This window comes from Streptomyces sp. NPDC050617 (assembly GCF_040654795.1).
In the GTDB taxonomy this organism is placed as follows: Bacteria; Actinomycetota; Actinomycetes; order Streptomycetales; family Streptomycetaceae; genus Streptomyces.
Map to the genome: position 1 here is coordinate 202,467 of NZ_JBFAIS010000008.1, position 22,351 is coordinate 224,817.

Consider the following 22,351-nt stretch of genomic DNA (forward strand, 5'->3'; position numbering starts at 1 on the left):
CGGCCTCACCAGGTGACGGGCAGGTCGTTGACGCCGTAGATCAGCGACTGCGCGGGCCGGAAGGAGATCTCCTGCGCCGGGATGGCGAGCCGCAGGCCGGGGAAGCGGCGCAGCAGCGCCGGGTAGGCGGTCCGCAGCACCATCCGGGCGAGCGGCGCGCCCACGCAGTGGTGGATGCCGTGCCCGAAGGCGACGTGGGAGACCGGGGTGCGGGTGATGTCGAAGTCGTCGCGCGGCCCGTCGGGGTCCTGTAGCCGGTTGGCGGCGAACAGCGAGCAGACGACCCGCTCGCCGGCCTTGACGACATGGCCGGCGACCTCGATGTCCTCCAGGGCGGTGCGGGGTGAGGCGGTGGGGATGACCGAGACGTAGCGCAGCAGTTCTTCCACGGCTTGGTCGATCAGCTCCGGGCGTTCGCGGAGCAGGGCGAGCTGGTCGGGGTGTTCCAGCAGCACCTGGATGCCCGGTCCCAGCATGCAGGCGATGTTCTCGATCCCGGCCGCCATCAGGGACAGGCTGATGCCGGCCAGTTCCTGGTTGCCGATGTCGTCGCCGTGTTCGCGCACGAGCATGCCGATCAGTTCCTCGCCGGGGTTCTTCCGTTGCAGCGCCGCGAAGTGGATCATGTGGCGGAACAGCACGTTCGAGGCCGAGTGGCCGTGGTGGGTGCCGGTGTGGCGGTTCAGCTCGTCGAGTCGGCGGGCGAGTTCGGCCCGGTCGTCGCGGGGGATGCCGAGCAGTTCGCAGGTGACCATCGCCGGTACGGACCAGGCGAAGTGCCGCATGAGGTCGGCCGGCGGCCCGGCCTCTTCAAGGGTGTCCAGGCAGTCGTCGGTGATGGCCTCGATGTGCGGCGCCATCCTGCGCATCCGGCGGACCGTGAACTCGGGCGTCAGCATCGAGCGCAGCCGCGTGTGCTCGGGTGGGTCGTAGCGCAGCAGGTTTCCGGCCTGGACCAGTTCCAGGGACTCCGCCTTGCTGTCGGCGGGCGGGAGCGTGCTGAACCGCTCCGAGCCGCCGAGCACCTCCCGCACCTCGTCGAACCCGGTGGCGAGCCAACCCTCCAGCCGGCCGGCGGTACCGCGGCTGACGTTCGCCCGCTCCGCGAGCGGCCGCTCGGCACGCAGCCGGGCGAGTTCGGGCACGGGGTCGTACCGGTCGCGGCGCGTGTGTACGGGGATCTCTCCTTGCTGCGTCATGGGCGGAGCAACCTCCTTGTCGGCGCTGCGTGTCGGGGCCCCGGTTCCGGGGCCCCGGAGCCGGGCTTCAGGAACCGGTGAACGGCAGCCAGTACATGCTGTCCGCCGACGACACCAGGCCGCCGGGGAACATCGGGGTCTCGGGCGCCGCGTCCTGGCCGAGCAGCGCGTGCATCTGCACCTGGGAGCTCTCGCTCATGGCCGCCCGGACCACCGAGGACTTGATCAGCGGCACCATGTTCCCGTCGTCGCTGTGGGCCAGCCGGTCCACGGCGGTGGCGAACTCGTCGTAGCCCGCGCGGCGGCCCTCCATGACGGCGTCGGCCTCGGTGAGGGCGGCCTCGCCGGAGGAGACCCCGCCCACGAGGTCCACGAACGCCTCCAGTTCGGAGCGGTTGTGCTGGGTGACCTTCTTGGCCTGCCAGAAGTACGAGGACTCGCTGCGGTGCATGTCGTAGAACGAGACCAGGAATTCGTAGAAGACGCCGTACTCGCGCCGGTACCTGTTCTCGAACTCCTTCATGGCCGCCTCCTCGCCCACGAGGCCGGCCAGCGTGCTGTTGATGCTGCGGGCCGCCAGCAGCGCGCTGTAGGTGGCGAGATGGACGCCCGACGAGAAGACCGGGTCGACGAAGCACGCGGCGTCGCCGATCAGCATCATGCCGGGGCGGGAGAACGTCGTGTGGTGGTACGAGTAGTCCTTGCGGACCCTGATCTCGCCGTACTGGCCGGTGGTGACCCGCCGGGCGTCCGAGAGGTACTCGGCGATCAGGGGGCATTCCGCGATGAGGGCCAGCAGCGCCTTCTCGGGGTCGCCCTGGATCTTCTCGGCCAGCTCCCGCCGCACGACCGCCCCGACGCTGGTCAGCGTGGAACTCAGCGGGATGTACCAGAACCAGCCGCTGTCGAATGCCACGGACAGGATGTTGCCCGAGTTCGGCTCCGGGAGCCGTTTGCCGTTCTCGAAATAGCCGAAGAGCGCGAGGCTGCGGAAGAACTCCGAGTAGCTCCGTGAGCCGCCCATCCGCCGGTGCAGCCGGCTCCTGTTGCCGGACGCGTCGACCACGAACGTGGCGAACGCCTCCCGTTCCGCGCCGTCGGCGTCGGTGTACCGGACGCCGCGGACGCGCTCGTCGTCGGCGATGACATCGGCGACGGCGCACCCCTCGCGGACCTCGGCGCCCGTGTGACGGGCGTGGTTGAGCAGGATGTGGTCGAACTTCGACCGCTCGACCTGGTACGCGAAGGAGGTGGGGCCCGCCATGCGCGGCGAGACCGAGAAGGAGAACGTCCACGGCTCCGGCGTGGCCCCCCAGCGGAACGTGCCGCCGCGCTTCCGGGGAAAGCCCGCCTTGGCGAGTTCGTCCGCGACGCCCGTGAGGCGGCAGACGCCGTGGACGGTGGACGGCAGCAGCGATTCGCCTATCTGGTGGCGGGGGAAGAACTCCTTCTCCAGGACCAGAACCCGATGGCCGCGCAGCGCCAGGAGTGCGGCCAGCGTCGATCCCGCGGGCCCGCCGCCGACCACCACGGCGTCGAAGTGCTCAGAATTCGTCAAGGCCGTCTCCCCCATCCGCTCCGGCGGAATGAATCATTTCGCTCATTCCTGGAGTCCACCTTCATTGGATTATGAATTTCCCCTGAGAAAGTGTCAAGCAAAAATACTCCGGGGGTGGACAATATTCGTTCAGGCGCACTCCGGCCGTTGTATTTGTTTCTCTTTTGTCGGCGCCTGTTCCCCCCGGGCCCCGGCGACGGGCCGGGTGGCCGGCCCGTCGCCGTGTCTTCCGCCCCTTCCCGCCGTCTCATCTCCCGGCGGGACTTCCCGCCCGGGTCAGCCCTTTTCCTTTTCGGTCGCCGTCCGGATTTCCTCGGCGAGCGTGCGTCCGATATACGACGCGGGAACGGGTTGCAGCATTCCGATGTGATCGCTGGCCACCTCGCGCAGCCGGACTTCCCCGTCGATGAATTGCCGCCAGCCCCGCACGCCGTCCGCCAGCGAGTGGGTCCGGTCGACCGTCGCCAGGAAGAGCAGCAGATCGCCGCGGAAGACAGCGGGCGCGTAATCCTGTCCGATGCGGGAGGTGTTGAAGCGCACCTCCTGGATATTGGCCAGCAACTGGTCGCTCAGGTCCATGTGCCCGTCCTCGCCGAAGGACTCCCTGGTGATGTCGTCCAGGTCGCGCCTGCTGGGCGCCTCCCGGCCGTCCCACCCCTTGATGACCGCGCCGCTGCCGGGGGTCGCGTCCATCACGCTCAGCAGCGCGACCTCCTCGCCGCCGTCCTGGAGCCGGGTGGCGATCGCGTGGGCGACCATGCCGCCGAAGGACCAGCCGATCAGGTGGTACGGGCCCGAGGGCTGGACGGTGCGGATCTGCTCGACGTAGTCGTCCGCCATCTCCTCGATGCTCTGCGGCAGCGGCTCCGACCACGCCAGTCCGCGCGCCTGCACCCCGTACAGCGGCTGGTCGGCCGGCAGGTGCTGGAGCAGCGCCGCGTAGCCCCAGCTCAGTCCGGTCCCCCAGTGCACGCAGAACAGCGGGGGCCGGCTGCCCGCCACCCGCAGCGGCAGCAGGACTTCCAGATCCGCGTTCCACGTGCCGGCGCCGCGCGCCCGCGCGGGACCCTTCTTCCCCTGCCCGCTGTCGAGGACCGTGAGCAGGCCCTCGCGGGTCCACGTCGCCCGTACGTCCGTACGCAGCATCCGCTCCCCGCCCCGGCCGAAGGGGCACGCGACGAACTTCTCGCCGGTCGGGGCCGGTTGGCCCAGATAGCCGCGGGCCAGGGTGGGGCCCGCCACGTACAGGTCGCCCACGCCGCCCGGCGGGACCGGGCGGAGGAAGCCGTCGAGCACGTAGGCGCGCGTGTTGGCGACCGGCCGGCCGGCGGGGAGCCGCGCGGGCACGTCGGCGGCCGACGCGATCCGGTGGTCCAGCCAGGCGTCCGCCGACTCCGCCGCCCCGCAGCGGCTCACCAGCGCGGCCTCGGGGTGCTGGTCGCACCACTGCCGTACGCCGTCGGCGGCGACCGGTTCGCCGGTCTCCGCCACCAGGACCTCCCCGGCCGGGCCGGGCAGCGACGGGAGGAGGGCGCGGGTGGTCACGGCGATCGGCGGCGCGTCCTGATCGCCCGGCCGCCGGGCCGGCCACAGCGGCCCGTCCGGCGCGGCGATACGCACCTCCCCTCCCGAACTCAGCGCCGCGAGCAGCGGAACCGCCAGGGACCGGAAGGGCGCGCGGGCGTCCAGCAGCGTCACGCCCGCGAGCGCCGGGTGGGCCCGCGCGCAGGACGCGATGTGGTGGGACAGGGCGCGATGCTCGATCACCGCGCCCATGGCGACGCCGGGCGCGGAGGCGTCGAGCACCAGCGCCGGATGTCCGGGGAGCGGGAGACAGCCGGTCCCGTGTCCTTCAACAGCCTTGTCACCGTGGTCATCTGACGTGTCATCAAGCAGAACGAGCGGGACCGCGATGTCCGCCGGCACCGCCGGAGCGGTGTCCGCCGTGCAGACCACCGCCGCCGGCCGTACGCCGCGCAGCGCGGCGATGGTCGCCTCCGCGGGGCGGTCCGGTCCGACGACACGGCAGGCGGCGCCGGCCTTCAGCACTCCGCTCAGCGCGACCACGAGGTCGACGGTGGGCGGCAGCGTCACCACGACGACGTCCTCCGGGCCGATCCCCCGTCCGGTCAGCCGCCGGGCGAGCCGGCCGGCCGCGGCGTCGAGCGCTCCGTACGTGAGGCGGGTGCGCCGGTCCGTGACGGCCACGGCGTCCGGGGTACGGGCCGCCCGGCCGGCCAGCAGCTCGACGGCGGTCCGGTCGGGCACGGCGGCCGCCGTGTCGTTCCACTCCTCCACGACCTGCCGGTACTCCGCGGGCTCGGCCAGGTCCACCTGGCTGAGCCGCAGTTCCGGATCGGCCGCCACCGCTCCCAGGACCCGTACGAGCCGGTCCGCGAGGGCCGTGACGGTGGCGTGGTCGAACAGGTCGGCGGCGTAGCGGACCGATCCGTCGAGGCCGGCCGGGCTGCCGTCGGCGCGGAGCCGCTCGGTGAGGCCGACCGACAGGTCGAGTTCGGTGGTCCGCTCCGCCGGGTCCAGCCGGGTGGTGCGCACGCCGGGCAGGCTCCAGGTCTCGTCGGTGTCCTCGTGGACTTCGAGCATGACCTGGAACACCGGGTGACGCTCCGGCCCCGGCTCCGGCTCCGCCGCTGCCTTCGCCCCCGCCGTCGTCCCCTTCGGCTCCGCCCCCTTCGGCTTCACGTCCGGGGAGAGGCCGAGCGCTTCCGCCAGCCGTGCGAAGGGCAGCTCCTGGTACTTGTCCGCCTCCCGGCTCACCGCCCGCGCCCGGCCCAGCAGTTCGAGGAAGCCGGGGTCGCCCGAGGTGTCGATGCGCAGGGCCAGCGGCCCGGCGAACGGTCCCACCAGGGCGTCCAAGGTCGCGTCGTCGCGCTGCGCGGGCACGGTGCCGATGACGATGTCCTCCCCCGCGCCGAGCCGGGTGAGCAGCAGCGCGAGCGCGGCGTGCAGCACCGTGAAGGCGGTGCCGCGGCCGGGTTCGGCGGCCGCCGTCAACCGGGCGTGGGTGTCGGCGTCGATCCGCAGGGGTACGGAACCGGCCCGGTGGGACGCGGCCCGCGGTCGCGGCCGGTCGGCGGGCAGCACCAGTTCGGCGTCGGCGCCCGCCAGGGCCTGGCGCCAGTAGCCGAGCTGCTCGCTGATCAGGCTGTCCGGGTCCGTCTCGCCCCGCAGCAGCTCCGCCTCCCACAGCGCGTAGTCGGCGACGTGCAGGGGCAGCGGCGCCCGCTCGGGCGTCCGGCCCTCGCGCCGCGCCCCGTACGCCGCGGTCAGGTCGCGTACGAGGACGTCCAGCGACGCGTCGTCGGCGGCGATCCGGTGCACGGTGATCAGCAGTACGCACGCGGTGGCGGAGAGCGTGAACAGCTCCGCCGACCAGGGCGTCTCCCGGGTGAGGTCGAACGGGCGGCGGGCCCGCGCGGTCAGCAGGTCCGGCAGCGCCTCCTCGGCCGCCGGGGTCACCGTGAGCCGCGGCCGCGCGGACCCGGCGTCGAGGATGTGCTGGCGCGCGTCGTCGCGCCGGGCGCCGGGGAACGTCGTGCGCAGGATCTCGTGCCGCTCCGCGACATCTCCCAGGGCCGCTTCCAGGGCGGCCCGGTCGAGCCCCTCGGCGAATCGCAGCACGACCGACGTCTGGTGGGCGCCGGTGGCGCCGTCCCGCCGGTTCGCCAACCAGGCGCGCCGCTGGGCGGCCGAGAGCGGGATCTCCTCGGGCCGTTCGACCGCCTCCAGTACGGGCCGTACCTTGGCGACCAGCGCCTGGCTCACCCCGGCCGGGGTCGGCGTGGCGAAGAGGCGGCGGATGCTGAGGTCCGTACCGAGCTGGTTCTGGATCCGGGTGACGAGCCGCATCGCCAGGCCCGAGTCGCCGCCCAGTTCGAAGAAGCTGTCGTCGACGCCCACGCCGTCGAGGCCGAGGACCTCGGCGAACAGGGCGCACATCGCCGCCTCGGTCTCGCTCGCGGGGGCGCGCCCGGCGACGCGGCCGGCGACCCGTTCGGCGAAGTCGGGCGCGGGCAGGGCCCTGCGGTCCACCTTGCCGTTCTCGGTCACGGGCAGCGCGCCGAGGACGATGACGACCGCCGGGACCATGTACTCGGGCAGCACCTTCGCCACGTGTTCGCGTACCGCGCGCTCCTCCAGCTCCTCGCCGTCGGCGACCACATAGCCGACGAGACGGCGGTCCCCGGGACGGTCCTCCCGGGCCAGCACGACGGCCTGCGCCACGGCGGGGTGCGCGGCCAGCGCGGTCTCGATCTCGCCGAGTTCGACGCGGAACCCGCGGATCTTGACCTGTTCGTCGGCCCGGCCGACGAAGACCAGCTCGCCGCGGCCGGTCCAGCGCACCAGGTCCCCGGTCCGGTACATCCGCTCGCCGGAGGCGAACGGGCAGGCCGTGAACCGTTCGGCGGTCGGCCCCGGACGCCTCAGGTAGCCGCGTGCGAGGCCCGTGCCGGCTATGTACAGCTCACCGGTCACTCCGGGCGGCACCGGTTGCAGGAACGCGTCGAGGACGTACACCCGCCGGTTGCCGAGCGGACGCCCGATGGGCAGGGCCGCGCCCATCCGGTCCCCGGATTCCAGAAGGTGCCAGGTGGCGCACAGGGTGACTTCCGTCGGCCCGTACAGATGGCGCACCGCGACCTCCGGGCACGCTTCCCGCACCCGCGCCACGGAGGCCATGGGCACGACGTCCCCGCCGGTCAGGACCTCGCGCAGCCTGGCGAAACTCTCCGGCGACTCCTCGGCGACCACGCGGAAGGAGCCCGCCGTCATATGGACCGAGGTCACGCCGCCCGCCACGGCCGCGCGGACCTCCCGCGCGCTCACCGCGCCGGGCTCCGCGATCACCACCCGGGCGCCCGACACCAACGGCACCCACACCTCGTACAGCGAGGCGTCGAAGGCGTGCGGGGCGTGCATCAGGACGGCGTCGTGCGCGCCGACGGACCAGCCGCGCTCGCCGGTGAGCGCCGCCACCGCGCCGTGCGGCACGGCCACGCCCTTGGGCACGCCGGTGGACCCGGACGTGTACATCACATACGCCAGGTCGTCCGCGCCCACCGCGGCCCGCGGGCCGCCGGCCGGGTGCGCGGCCACGGCCGCCCGTACGTCCGGGTCGTCGAGGTCGACGAGGCGGTCCGGGTCGTGGATCGCCACCGCGTCGCGGGTGCGCGCGGTGCACAGGGCCGCGGCCGGGGCCGAGTCGCGGAGCAGGAACGCGATCCGCTCCGCGGGGTAGCCCGCGTCCACCGGTACGTACGCGGCCCCCGCCTTCCACACCCCCAGCAGCGCCGCCACCAGGCCCGCCGAGCGCTCCATCACGACGGCGACCCGGTCCCCGCGCCCTATGCCCAGCTCCGACAGGTACGCGGCCAGCCGGTCCGAGCGTTCGTCCAACTCGGCGTAGGTCAGCTGTTGCTGATCATCCGTCACCGCGACCGCGTCCGGCCGGAGCTCCGCGCGGTCCGCGAACAGCCGCGGCACCGAGACGCCGGGTACGGGCGCACGCGTGGCGTTCCACGTGTGCACCGCGAGCCCGCGCGCCTCCGCGTCCAGGGCGTCGACCCGGCCCGCCGGGGTCGAGGGATCCGCCGTGATCTGCTCCAGGATCCGCTCCAGTCCGGCGACGACGGACTCGACGGCTTCGCGTTCGAACAGGTCGGTGCGGTATTCGAGCTTGAAGTGCATTCGGTCACCGGGTGCCGCGACGAGGGTGAGCGGGTAGTGGGCGGAGACGTGTCCGGCGACGGGGCGGATGGCGAAGGCGTCGGGGGACGGCGGCTCCTCGGGGAGGCGCGGCGGGTTCTCGTACACCACCAGCGTGTCGAAGATCCCGCCCGGCCCGGCCGGCCGCTGCACCTCGGACAGGCCGAGGTGCTGATGGGCCATCAGCTGGGACTGGCGCTCCTGCAACTCGGCGAGCATCCGCAGCACCGGCTGACCGCCGTCGATCCGCACCCGCACCGGGAGCGTGTTGATCAGCAGGCCCACCATGCTCTCCACGCCGGGGAGTTCGGGCGGCCGGCCCGCGGCGGTGGCGCCGAACACCACGTCCGTACGGCCGGACAGCCGCGCCAGCATCAGCGCCCACGCGCCCTGCACCACCGTGTTCACCGTCAGGTCGTGCGTACGGGCCAGGCGCGTCAGGGCGGCGGTGAGCTCTTCGGAGAGGTCGATGCGCACACCGCCCGGAACGGCGGGCTCGCGCGCCGGGTCGGCCGGCGCCACGAGCGTGGGTTCGTCGGCTCCGGCCAGCTCGGCCCGCCAGGCGGCGCCCGCCGCCTCCTTGTCCTGCCGCTCCAGCCACGCCAGGTACTCCTCGTACGAGGTGGCCGGGGGCAGCCCGTGCACGCCGCCGGCGGCGTACGCCGTGGCCAGCTCGCCCAGCAGGACCGGCATCGACCAGCCGTCCAGCAGGATGTGATGGCTGGTCAGGACCAGTCGGCAGCGGTCCTCGCCGAGACGGATGAGCAGCAGCCGCAGCAGCGGCGCCCGCTCCAGGTCGAACCGCTCCGCGCGCTCCCGCGAGACCAGCTCCTCGATCTCCGAGAGCGCCGCGTACTCCGAGAGCGCCGAGACGTCGGCCTCCTGCCACGGGATCGTCACCTCGCCCGCGACGGCCTGCACGACGTCGCCCGACGCCCGCCGGTGGAAGCTCGCGCGCAGCGTGGCGTGGCGCGCCACCAGCGCCTCCCATGTCGCCCGCAGCCGGGCCGCGTCCACCGAACCGACGAGGTCCAGCACCCACTGGCCCTGATAGACGTCGGGCCCCTCGGCGTCGAACGCGGTGTGGAACATCAGCCCCACCTGCAACGGCGACAGCGGCCACACGTCCGCGAGCTTCGGCACCGCGGCCTCCAGCCCCGCCACGTCCTCCGGCGTCAGATCGAGGAGGGCGAAGTCGGAGGGGGTGTGCCCGCCCGCGGCGGGGTCGCCCGCGTGCGCGGCGAGTCCGGTGAGCATGTCGAGCCACGCCTGCCCGAGCCGTTCCGCACCGGATCCGCCCAGGGCCCCGGCGGGCCAGCTCAGCGAGAGGGCCAGGGCCGGGCCGTCGGGGGTGTCGCGGACGACGGCGGCCGCTTCCAGGAGGTGGGCGGCGGGCGTGTGGGGGGCGGTGGAGTCGGCTATGACCGCCGCCGTGGTCGGCTGCCACTCCTCCGCCGGGCCGGTCCCGTCGCCGGAGGCGGCGAACCGCCCGCGGTAGGCGAACGCGATCTGCGGGGAGGGCAGGGCGGCCGGGGCCGGGCCGGCTCCCGGGCCGAGGCGGCGCGGGAGCCCGTAGCCGAGCCCGTCGCCGGGGACCGACCGCACCTGCTCCTTGACCGCCTTCAGCGCCGCACCGGCGGCGGGCCCACCGGACCGGGCCTCGACGAGGTCGATGCCGGTGAGGTCGAGCCGTACGGGGTACGTGCCGGTGAACCGGCCCACAGTGCGGGAGAGATCCGCGTCGGGGGCGGGCGGTACGGAGGTGCGGCTCAGGGCGGGCGGTACGGAGGTGTGCCTCGGGGCGGGCGGTACGGAGGTGTGCCTCGGGGCGGCCTCGTCCCGGACGTCGATGTCCACGTCGACCAGGACGCCGGAGCCTTCCGGCTGTCGCCACTCCTCGACGGCTCCGGCGAGGGCCGTCAGGAGCACCTCGCGCACGCCGCAGTGGAAGGCCGCCGGAGCCTTGTCCACGAGCGTGGCCGCGTCCGCGGCCGGAAGGACCCAGGTGCGCCGGCGCACCGTGGCCCCGGTGTCCAGCGCGGGGTCCAGCGCGCGCCGTCCCAGCAGCGGGTCGGCGGTCTCGCCGATCGCGGCGGCCCAGGCGTCGAGCTCGGCCGTACGGTCGGCGCCCGCCACCTGCGTCGCCCACCGGCGGAAGGACGCGGGGACGGCCTCAAGTCGCGGTTCCTGGGCGGCGGTTATGGAACCGCAGGCCGCTGCCAGGTCCGCGAGCACGATTCGCCACGAGGTCTCGTCCATGATCAGGCGGTCCGCTACGAGCACCAGCCGGCCCAGCCGGTCGGGGCCCGCGTCCACCCACACCAGCTGGAGCAGCGCACCGGCGTCCGGGTCCAGCCGCTGCCCGGCGTCAGCCACCGCCGCGGCCGCCACCGCCTCCACCTGAGCGGCGTCGCCACCGATGGCGTCCAGCCGCGAGATCAGCCGGCGCGCGTCCACCGAACCGCGCCCGCCGACCAGCAGGACCGGCTGATCGGCGGCGCCGCCGGAGTGCGGCGGGCGCACCACGCGGGCCCGCAGCATGTCGTGGGTGTCCAGTACGGCGGCCAGCCCGGCCGTCAGCACGTCCAGGCCCAGCCCGGCCGGGGCCCCGACCACCATCGACTGCGCGGACGCCCCGCGGCTCGCCAGCGTGCGCATGGCCGGCGTCCACGGCACCTCGCCCGCACCCGTCGCGTCGGCGCCGCGCTCGGGCTCGGCGTCCTTGGCCGCTTCCTCCAGCGCCGCCAGCCGCTCGGGGGTCTTGTGCTCGAAGACCTGTCGGGGCGTCAGCGCCATGCCGGCGAGGCGGGACCGGGCCGCGAGCTGCATGGACATGACGGAGTCGCCGCCCAGCTCGAAGAAGCTGTCGTCCACCCCCACCCGGTCGAGGCCGAGCACGTCGGCGAAGAGCCCGCACAGGGTCTCCTCGGCGGCGGTCCGGGGCCTGCGGGCCGATGCCCGCGCGGCGAAGTCGGGGGCGGGCAGCGCCTTGCGGTCCACCTTGCCGTTGACCGTCACCGGCAGCGCGTCGAGGACCATGATCGCCGCCGGAACCATGTAGTCCGGGAGCGCCTTGGCCACGTGTTCGCGCAGCGCCCGGCCGTCCGGCCGACCGCCGTCGGGCAGCACGTAGCCGACGAGGCGGCGCTCGCCCGGACGGTCCTCGCGGGCCATCACGATGGCCTGGGCCACCGCCTCGTGCGCGGACAGGACCGCTTCCACCTCGCCCAGCTCGACCCGGAAGCCACGGATCTTCACCTGCGCGTCCGCCCGGCCGACGAACACCAGCTCACCGTCGTCGGTCCAGCGGGCCAGGTCCCCGGTCCGGTACATGCGCTCCCCCGGAACGAACGGGCACGCGATGAAGCGCTCCGCCGTGAGGTCGGGGCGTCCGAGGTAGCCGCGCGCCAGGCCCGCACCGGCTACGTACAGCTCGCCGGTCATGCCGGGCGGTACAGGTCGCAGGAACACGTCGAGGACGAAGGTCCGGCGGTTGGGCAGGGGACGCCCGATCGGGAGCACCGGCCCCGCCTCGGCCCCGGGCTCCAGGAGCTGCCAGGTGGCGCACAAGGTCACCTCGGTCGGCCCGTACAGATGACGCACCGCGACCTCCGGGCACGCCTCACGCACTCGTGCCACAGATGACGCAGGCACCACGTCCCCGCCGGTCAGGACCTCGCGCAGCCCGGCGAAGCTCTCCGGCGACTCCTCCGCCACCACGCGGAACGAACCAGCGGTCATGTGCACCGCCGTCACACCGCCCTCGGAGACCGCCCGACGCAGCCCGTCCGCGTCCACCGCGCCCGGCTCCGCGACCACCACCCGAGCACCCGACACCAACGGCACCCACACCTCGTACAGCGAGGCGTCGAAGGCGTGCGGAGCGTGCATCAGGACGGCGTCGTGCGGGCCGACGGACCAGCCGCGCTCGCCGGTGAGCGCCGCCACCGCGCCGTGCGACACCGCAACGCCCTTCGGCACCCCCGTGGAACCGGACGTGTACATCACATACGCCAGATCCTCCGCACCCACCACGACCGGCAGGCCGTCCGCAGGGGACGCCGCCCGCACCGCCGGGTCGTCCAGCGACACCACTCGGTACGCGCCGTCGGCGGGCAGGATCTCCCGAGTGCGGTCCGTGCACAGCACCGCCGACGGGGCGGAGTCGGCGAGCAGGGACGCGATCCGTTCCGCCGGATGGTCCGTATCCACCGGTACGTACGCGGCCCCCGCCTTCCACACCCCCAGCAGCGCCGCCACCAGCTCCGCCGAACGCTCCATCACCACGGCGACACGGTCCCCGCGCCGCACGCCCAGACGGGACAGGCAGGCCGCCAGGCGGTCGGATTCTTCGCGCAACTCACCGTAGGTGAAGGCTTCTTGACCGGCCGACACGACAACCGCGTCTGGCGACCGGACCGCTTGAGCGGCGAACAGTTCCGGCACCGAGACCCCGTCGGGTCGCGGCGCAGCCGTCGCGTTCCACTCCTCCACCACGAGCCCGCGACCCGGCCCGTCCAGCACATCGATCCGGCCCACCGGGGCCGAGGCATCGGCCACCACCTGCTCCAGGACCCGTTGCAGACCGGCGACGACCGACTCGACGGCGGCGCGGTCGAACAGGTCGGGCTGGTAGGAGAGCCGGAGGCGCATGGGTTCGCCGGGTACGACGCCCAGCATCAGCGGGTAGTGCGCGGCCTCGCGCGGGGGGCCGTAGGGCTCGATGGTGAGGGCGTCGGGGGCCGGGGGGCCGCCGGGCGGGAGCGGATAGCTCTCGTACACCACGATCGTGTCGAAGACCGCGCCCGGTCCGCCGAGCCGCTGGATCTCCGGCAGGCCGAGGTGCTGATGGGCCATCAGCGCGGACTGGCGCTCCTGAAGCGCCGCGAGCATCCGCAGCACGGGCTGACCGCCGTCGATCCGCACCCGCACCGGGAGCGTGTTGATCAGCAGCCCCACCATGCTCTCCATGCCCGGCAGTTCGGGCGGCCGGCCCGCGACGGTGACGCCGAACACCACGTCCGTACGGCCGGACAGCCGCGCCAGCATCAGCGCCCACGCGCCCTGCACCACCGTGTTCACCGTCAGGCCGTGCGTGCGGGCCAGCTCGCCCAGCCCGCGTGTGAGCGGCTCGGGCAGCTCGACGCCGACGCTCCGGGGCACGACGGGTATCCGCCCGGGGTCGGCCGGCGCCGCGAGCGTCGGCTCCTCGGCCCCCGCCAGCTCCGCCCGCCAGGCGTCGCGGGCGGCGTCCTTGTCCTGGCGGTTCAGCCAGGCCAGGTACTCCCGGTAGGACACCGTGCGCGTCAGCCCGCGCGCGTCGCCGCCCGCCTCGTACACGGCGGCCAGCTCGCCCATCAGGACCGGCATCGACCAGCCGTCCATCAGGATGTGGTGGCTGGTGATCACCAGCCGGTGCTCGCCGTCGGCGAGCTCGATCAGCAGGAATCGCAGCAGCGGCGGCACCGCCGGGTCGAACCGCTCCGCCCGCTCCTGTGCGATCAGCTCCTCCACCCGGTCGGACGCGTCGGCCTCCGACAGGTCGCGGATATCCGTTTCACGCCATGGCAGTTCGACGTCCCGCGCGATGACCTGTACGGTCCGCGCGCCGTCCACCTGGCGGAAGCACGCGCGCAGCGCCGCGTGCCGGGCCACCAGCGCCTCCCACGACGCCCGTAAGCGCGCCGCGTCCAACGGCCCGGTGACGGCCAGCACGGTCTGGACGGTGTAGACGTCGGGCCCCTGGTCATCAAAAGAGGCGTGGAAGAGCAGGCCCTCCTGCAACGGGGAGAGAGGCCAGACATCCTCGACTACTGAACGGGTCACTGTTCGCTCCTCTACTCGTCTTGCGATGACCGGTTGTGACAGCCGGTTATGGCGGCCCTTTGTGACGGCCGGTTACGGCGGCTGGTCACGACGGCTGGTTGTAGCGACCGGTTGTGATGTCCGGGATCGGCTGGGCAGCGCCGTCGGCGAACCCCGCCTCCAAGGCGCTTATTTGACTCTGCGTCAGGTCGATGAGCGGGAAGTCCGCCGGTGTGTGCCCGCCCGCCGCGGGATCGGCGGTGTGGGCGGCCAGACCGGCGAGCATGTCCAGCCAGGCGCGCCCCAACCGGTGCGCGGCGGCCTCGGTCAGGACCTTGGCGGGCCACATCAGCTGGATGGTCAGTTCGGGCCCGTCGGCGGTGTCGCGGACGACCGCGCCCGCCTCCACGACGTGTATGACGGGCATGCCGGGGTCGGCCGAACCGCCCACGGCCGAGTCCCCGACCAGTTGCCAGGGCCCTGCCGGGCCGATCCGCGGGCCGGCTGCGAACCGGCCTAGGTAGTTGAACGCGATCTGCGGGGCCGGGAGCGCGGCCAGGGTTCGCGCGGTGTGGGGGTTGAGGTGGCGCAGCAGCTCGTAACCGAGCCCGTCACCGTTCCCTTCTCCGCTTCCGCCTTCACCTCCGATTCCGCCTCCGATTCCGCCTCCGCCTCCGCTTCCGCTTCCGGGGATCGCCCGCGACTGCTCCTTGACCGCCTTCAGCGCCGCGCCGGCCGCCGGGCCGCCCGCGAGCGCCTGCGACAGCTCGATGCCGTCCAGCCGGAGCCGCACCGGGTGCACGCTGGTGAACCAGCCCACCGTGCGGGAGAGGTCCACGCCTTGCGTGACCGCCTCACGGCCGTGGCCCTCGATATCCACCAGGACGCCCGATTCCCCCTCTCGGCCCTGGCTGCCGCCCTCGCTGCCCACGTTCGCGTCGCGCCGATTCTCCTTGCGCCAGTGCTCGACCGCCGCGGCCAGCGTGGACAGCAGCACTTCATGCACACCGCAGTGGAACGCCACGGGCGTCCGGCCGACGAGCGTCGCCGCCTGCCGGGCCGGGACCGGCCACGAGTGGTGGGACAGGGTCGCGGCGGTGTCCTGCGCGGGGTCGAGGGGCCGCGCGCCGAGCGGCCCCTCGGCCCCGCCCTCGCCGAGCAGGGCGGCCCATCCGTCGAGTTCCGAGACGCGGTTCCCGTCCGTCGCCTGGGCCGTCAAGATCTCCGCCCAGCGGCGGAAGGACGTGCCCGTCGGATCGAGCGCCGGTGTCCGTCCGGCTGCTGCGGCCTCGCAGGCGGCGGCCAGATCCGGCATGAGGATCCGCCACGAGACACCGTCGACCACCAGGTGATGCGCTACGAACACCAGTCGGCCCAGCCGGTCGGGGCCCGCGTCCACCCACACCAGCTGGACCATCGTCCCCGCGCCCGGATCCAGCCGACCGACCGCCTCCAGCGCCGCCCGCTCGGCCGCCTCGTCAAGGCCGCCGCCGGGCGCGGCCACCCGTGTGACCAGGCCCGATGCGTCCACCGAGCCGCGTTGGCCCACCAGCAGCCTCGGCCGCGCCGTGTCGTGCACGGCACGGGCCCGCAGCATGTCGTGTGTGTCCAGTACGGCCGTCAGTCCCGCTGTCAGAACGTCCGGGCCCAGCCCGGCCGGGGCCGTGACGACCGCCCACTGCGCGAACCGGCCGCCGAGGGCGTGCGCCCCCATGGCCCGCATGACCGGCGTCCAGGGCACTTCGCCCGTGCCCGAGTCCGCCACGCCGCCGACCGGGGCAGCGACCTCCGCCACAGCGGCGAGAGCGCCGGGGGACACCAGCTCGAACACGTCCCAGGCGGTGAAGACCAGCCCCGCGCGCCGCGCCCGCGCGACGAGCTGCATGGACATGATCGAGTCGCCGCCCAGCTCGAAGAAGCTGTCGTCCACCCCCACCCGGTCGAGACCGAGCACCTCGGCGAAAAGCCCGCACAACGTTTCTTCGGCGGCGGTGCGGGGCTCCTGCTCCGATGTCCGCGCGGCGAAGTCGGGGGCGGGCAGCGCATGGCGGTCCACCTTGCCGTTGACCGTCAGAGGCAGCGCGTCCAGCGCCACGACGACCGCCGGAACCATGTACTCCGGCAGCAGCCGGGCCACGTGCTCCCGCACCGCCGCCCCGTCCACCGACTCGCCGTCGGGCAGCACGTAGCCGACGAGGCGGCGCTCGCCCGGCCGGTCCTCGCGGGCCGCCACGACGGCCTGGGCCACCGCCTCATGCGCGGACAGCGCCGCTTCCACCTCGCCCAACTCCACCCGGAACCCACGGATCTTCACCTGGGCGTCCACCCGGCCGACGAACACCAACTCACCGTCGTCCGTCCAGCGGACCAGATCCCCGGTCCGGTACATCCGCTCCCCCACGACGAACGGGCACGCGATGAAGCGCTCCCCCGTCAGGGCCGGGCGTCCCAGGTAGCCGCGCGCCAGGCCCGCACCGGCTACGTACAGCTCACCCGTGAAACCGGGCGGCACCGGCTGCAAGAACGCGTCGAGGACGAAGGTCCGTACGTTGGCGTTCGGGCGGCCGATGGGGGCCACGTCGGCATGGGGCGACAGCGGCGCGCTCATCGCCGCGCAGACCGTGGTCTCCGTCGGCCCGTACGCGTTGATCATCCGCCGCCCGGCCGACCACCGCGCCGCCAGCCCCGCCGGACATGCTTCGCCCGCCACCACCAGCGTCTCCAGGCCGCTCGGCAGGTCTTCCTCCGCTTCCGCCGTCAGTACGCTCGGCGGCACGGTCACGTGGGTGATCCCGTACCGGCGCACCGACTCCGCCAGCGAAACGCGGGGAGGGAGCGCGTCCGGTCCCGCCACGACCACCGAGCCGCCCGACAACAGCGCCATCAGCAGCTCCGACACCGCCGCGTCGAAGCTCAGCGACGCCAGCTGAAGGACCCGCGAGCCCGATCCCACCGCGAACCGCTCGATCTGCGCCCGCGCCAGATCGCCCAGCCCCGCGTGCGAGACCACGACGCCCTTCGGGGCGCCCGTCGACCCGGACGTATAGATCACATAGGCCGCGTTGCGCACGCTCAGCGGGCCCGGCGGCCTCCCGTCGGGAACGGAGCCGCTCGCCGACTCCCCCGTAGGGGCAGGGTCGTCGTCGAGCACCAGCACCCGGCCCTCGAAACCCTCCGGGACCACGTGCCGCGTGCTCCGCGTGCACACCGCCACCGCCGGGGCCGCGTCCGCGAACACGAACCCGACGCGCTCCGCCGGATAGCCCGGATCGACCGGTACGAACGCCCCGCCCGCCATCGAGACGCCGAGGACGGCGGTCACCATCAGCGCCGAACGCTCCACCGCCACCGCGACCCGGCACTCCGGCCCCACCCCCGCACCGATCAGACGCCGCGCCAACCGGCTCGATTCAAACAGCAACTCCCCATAAGACAGCGTGCGTTGGTCATCCAGGACCGCCACCGCATCAGGGCTCGCGGCTGCCTGACGGCGGAACAGGTCCGGCAACGGAGCGGGCCCGATCGGTACGGCCGTCCGGTTCCACCGCTCCACCACCAGCCCGCGTTCCGCGTCGCCTGCCACACCGACCCGCCCCACCGGCACCGACGCGTCTGTCCCCACCTGTTCCAGGACCCGCAGCACCGATGCCCCGACCGCCTCGACCCGGGCGCGCTCGAATACGTCCGGCAGGTAGTCGAGCTTCATGTGCAGCCGCTCCCCGGGGGACACCACGAGTCCCATCCGGTAGTGGGCCGTGTCCTCCGGGTCGCCGACCGGGCGCAGGATCAGTGAGCCGGGGCCCGCGGACAGGGCGGCCGGGCTCGGGTAGTTCTCGTACACGGCGAGCGTGTCGAAGACCGCGCCGGGACCGACGACCCGTTGGATCTCGCCCAGCCCCAGATGCTGATGGGCTATCAGGGCGGATTGCCGCTCTTGCAGTTCGGCGAGCATGCGGACGACCGGCTGGGCGGGGTCCAGGCGTACGCGCACCGGCACGGTGTTGATGAACAGGCCGATCATCGACTCGACGCCGGGCAGTTCCGCGGAGCGCCCGGACACCGTGGCGCCGAACACCACGTCCGTACGGCCGGACAGCCGCGCCAGCACCAGCGCCCACACGCCTTGGACCACGGTGTTCACGGTCAGTCCGTGGGTGCGGGCCAGCTCCACCAGCTTCCGCGTCGGTTCCTCCGCCAGCTCGACGTGCACCTTGCCCGGTACGACGGACGACCCGATCCGGTCGCCGGGCGCCACCAGGCTCGGTTCGTCCGCTCCGGCGAGCTCCGTCTGCCAGGCGGTCCGTGCGGCTTCCTTGTCCTGCCGGTCCAGCCATGCCAGGTACTCCCGGTAGGAGTTGGCCGCCGGCAGCTTCCGCGCGTCGCCGCCCGCCTCGTACACGGCGGAGAGTTCGCCGATCAGAACCGGTATCGACCAGCCGTCCATGAGGATGTGATGGCTCGTGAGGACCATCCGGTGCCGGTCCTCGCCCAGTCGGATCACCAGCAGCCGCAGCAGGGGCGCCGACGTCAGGTCGAGGCGCTCCGCCCTTTCCTCGCGGGCGAGTTGCCCGATCCGTTCCGCCGCCTCGGCCTCCGGCGCCCCGGAGAGGTCGGCCTCGCGCCAGGGCAGCGCCACGTCCCGCGCGATGACCTGTACCGCCGTGCCCGACTTCCGCCGGTGGAAGCTCGCCCGCAGTGCGGCGTGCCGGGCCAGCAGCGTCCCCCACGACCTGCGCAGCCGGTTCACGTCCAGCCGGCCGTCCAGGTCCAGCATCCGCTGGCCCGCGTAGACGTCCGGCCCCTGGTCCTCATAGGCGGCGTGGAACAGCAGCCCTTCCTGCAAGGGCGAGAGGGGCCACACCTCGGCGAGGGACGGCACCGCCGCCCGCAGCTCCTCGATCTCGTCCGGGGCCAGGTCGGTCAGGAGAGCGCGCGAAGGCTCTTCCCGCGCGGCGGCCTCCCCGCCGCGGGCCGCCGAGGCCAGCCGGGCCGGCGAGGGGTGCTTGAAGACGTCCTGGGCGCTGAACACCACACCCTCGCGACGGGCGCGGGCCACCAGCTGCATCGACATGATGCTGTCGCCGCCCAGCTCGAAGAAGTTGTCATCGACCCCGGCCCGGTCGAGGCCGAGGACGTCGGCGAAGAGCCCGCACAGCGTTTCCTCGGCGGCGGTGCGGGGCTCACGCTCCGTCGTCCGCGCGGCGAAGTCGGGGGCGGGCAGCGCCTTGCGGTCCACCTTGCCGTTCCCGGTCACCGGCAGCGCGTCCAGCACGACCACCGCCGGGACCATGTAGTCCGGCAGCAGCTTCGCCAAGTGCTCGCGTACCGCGCGCTCCTCCAGCACCTGGCCGTCGGGCACGGCATAGCCCACCAGGCGGCGCTCGCCCGGACGGTCCTCGCGCGCCATGACCACGGCCTGGGCCACCGCCGGATGCGCGGACAGGACCGTCTCCACCTCGCCCAGCTCGACCCGGAAGCCCCGGATCTTCACCTGGGCGTCCGCCCGGCCGACGAACACCAACTCACCGTCGTCGGTCCAGCGGGCCAGGTCCCCGGTCCGGTACATGCGCCCGCCGGGGACGAACGGGCAGGCCACGAACCGTTCGGAGGTCGGCCCCGGACGGCCCGGATAGCCGCGTGCCAACCCCGCGCCCGCTACGTACAGCTCGCCGGTCATGCCGGGCGGCACGGGTCGCAGGAACGCGTCGAGGACGAAGGTCCGGCGGTTGGGCAGGGGGCGTCCGATCGGGAGCACCGGCCCCGCCTCGGCCCCCGGCTCCAGGAGCTGCCAGGTGGCGCACAAGGTCACCTCGGTCGGCCCGTACAGATGACGCACCGCGACCTCCGGGCACGCCTCACGCACCCGCGCCACAGACCCGGCCGGCACCACGTCCCCGCCGGTCAGCACCTCCCGCAGCCCGGCGAAGCTCCCCGGCGACTCCTCCGCCACCACGCGGAACGAACCAGCGGTCATGTGCACCGCCGTCACGCCGTCGTTGGAGATCGCCCGACGTAGCCCGTCCGCGTCCACCGCGCCCGGCTCCGCGACCACCACCCGAGCACCCGACACCAACGGCACCCACACCTCGAACAACGACACATCAAAGGCGTGCGGGGCGTGCATCAGCACGGCGTCATCCGCACTCACCGACCAGCCGCGCTCGGCCACCAGCCCGGCCACCGCGCCGTGCGACACCGCAACGCCCTTCGGCACCCCCGTGGAACCGGACGTGTACATCACATACGCCAGATCCTGCGCACCCACCGCCACCGGCGAAGCATCCACGGCGGGCGCCGCCCTCACCTGCGGTTCGTCGAGCACCATCACCGACGCCGACGCGACACCCGGCGGCACCGCGTCCCTGGTCCGAGCGGTGCAGATCACGGCCGTCGGCGCCGAGTCGGCCAGCAGGAACGCGATCCGGCCCGCCGGATGGTCCGCGTCCACCGGCACGTACGCGGCGCCCGCCTTCCACACCCCCAGCAGCGCCGCCACCAGCTCCGCCGAACGCTCCATCACCACGGCGACCCGGTCCCCGCGTCGCACGCCCAGAGTCGACAGATACGCGGCCAGCCGATCCGACTCGGCCGCCAATCGCCCGTAAGTCCAAGGTATTTGACGTTCGGTCACGGCAACCGCGTCCGGCGACCGGGCCGCCTGCACGGCGAACAGCTCCGGCACCGAGGCTCCATCGGGCAGAGGGCCCGCCGTCGCGTTCCACTCCTCCACCACGAGCCCGCGACCCGGCCCGTCCAGCACATCGATCCGGCCCACCGGGACCGAAGCGTCCGCCGCCATCTGCTCCAGGACCCGCTCCAGCCGCCGGATGACCGCTTCGGCCCCGGCGCGGTCGAAGAGGTCCGGCCGGTAGTCGAGCTTGATGTGCATGCGGTCGCCGGGGACCACGACGAGGGTGAGCGGGTAGTGGGCGGTCTCCCGGCCGTCGATCTCGCGGACGGCGAAGGCGTCGGGGGACGCCGGCCCGTCCGGTGGCTGCGGATAGTTCTCGAAGACCAGCAGCGTGTCGAAGACCGCGCCGGGCCCGCCCAGCCGCTGCACGTCCGGCAGCCCCAGGTGCTGATGGCCGATCAGCGCGGACTGCCGTTCCTGGAGTACGGCGAGCATGCGGGCGACCGGCTGCGCGCCGTCGAGCCGGACCCGTACCGGCAGGGTGTTGATGAACAGCCCCACCATGCCTTCCACGCCCGGCAGTTCGGGCGGACGGCCCGCGACCGTGGCGCCGAAGACGACGTCCGTACGGCCGGTCATCCGGGCCAGCAGGAGCGCCCACGCGCCCTGCACGACCGTGTTCACCGTCAGACCGCGCATACGGGCCAGCTCCGCCACTCGTCGGTTGAGGCCGTCCGGGAAGTGGGTGAGGACGCTCTCGGGCACCGCGGGGGTCCGCGCCGGGTCGGCCGGGGCGACCAGTGTCGGTTCGTCGGCCCCCGCCAGTTCCCCGCGCCAGGCGCTGCGGGCCGCCTCCTTGTCCTGGCGGTTCAGCCAGGCCAGGTACTCGCGGTACGACGTCGTGTGCCGCAGCCCGCGTGCGTCGCCGCCGGCCGCGTACACCTCGGTCAGCTCCCCGAGCAGGATCGGCATCGACCAGCCGTCCATGACGACGTGGTGGCTGGTGAGCACCATCCGATGGCGGTTCCCGCCGAGCCTGATCAGCAGGACGCGCAGCAGCGGCGCCACGGCCGGGTCGAACCGCTCCGCCCGCTCCGTCGCCGCCAGTTCCTCCACGCGTGCGAGAGCTTCGGCGTCGGGCAGTTCGCGGACGTCCGCCTCGCGCCAGGGCAGCACCACGTCCCGCGCGATGACCTGCACCGGGGCCCCTGTCCTCCGGCGCCGGAAGCTCGCGCGCAGCGCGGCGTGCCGGGCCAGCAGCGCCTGCCAGGAGGCCCGCAGCCGGGCGGCGTCCACCGGTCCGGTCAGGTCCAGCATCCGCTGGCCCGTGTAGACGTCGGGCCCTTCCTCGTCGTAGGAGGCGTGGAAGAGCAGCCCTTCCTGCAACGGCGACAGGGGCCACACGTCCTCGACAAGGGTTCGGGTCATCGT

The 22,351-nt window shown here is 73.6% G+C and carries 4 protein-coding genes; all 4 read right to left on the reverse strand.

Annotated features, from left to right (window positions below):
* Positions 1-5: 5 nt before the first annotated feature.
* On the reverse strand, positions 6-1,199 hold the full coding sequence (locus tag AB0I49_RS13945; RefSeq protein WP_363227166.1) for a cytochrome P450: 1,194 nt from the start codon (positions 1,197-1,199) through the stop codon (positions 6-8).
* A gap of 67 nt (positions 1,200-1,266) precedes the next feature.
* Positions 1,267-2,757, reverse strand: coding sequence for a tryptophan 7-halogenase (locus AB0I49_RS13950; RefSeq protein ID WP_363227167.1), 1,491 nt, complete (start codon positions 2,755-2,757; stop codon positions 1,267-1,269).
* A 276-nt stretch (positions 2,758-3,033) separates the two neighbouring features.
* The gene (locus AB0I49_RS13955; RefSeq protein WP_363227168.1) at positions 3,034-14,310 is read right to left on the reverse strand and encodes an amino acid adenylation domain-containing protein; all 11,277 of its coding nucleotides are present in this window, start codon (positions 14,308-14,310) and stop codon (positions 3,034-3,036) included.
* A gap of 85 nt (positions 14,311-14,395) precedes the next feature.
* Positions 14,396-22,348 carry an amino acid adenylation domain-containing protein gene (locus AB0I49_RS13960; protein ID WP_363227169.1) on the reverse strand — a complete coding sequence of 2,651 codons (7,953 nt, stop codon included), beginning with the start codon at positions 22,346-22,348 and terminating at the stop codon, positions 14,396-14,398.
* Positions 22,349-22,351 lie beyond the last annotated feature (3 nt).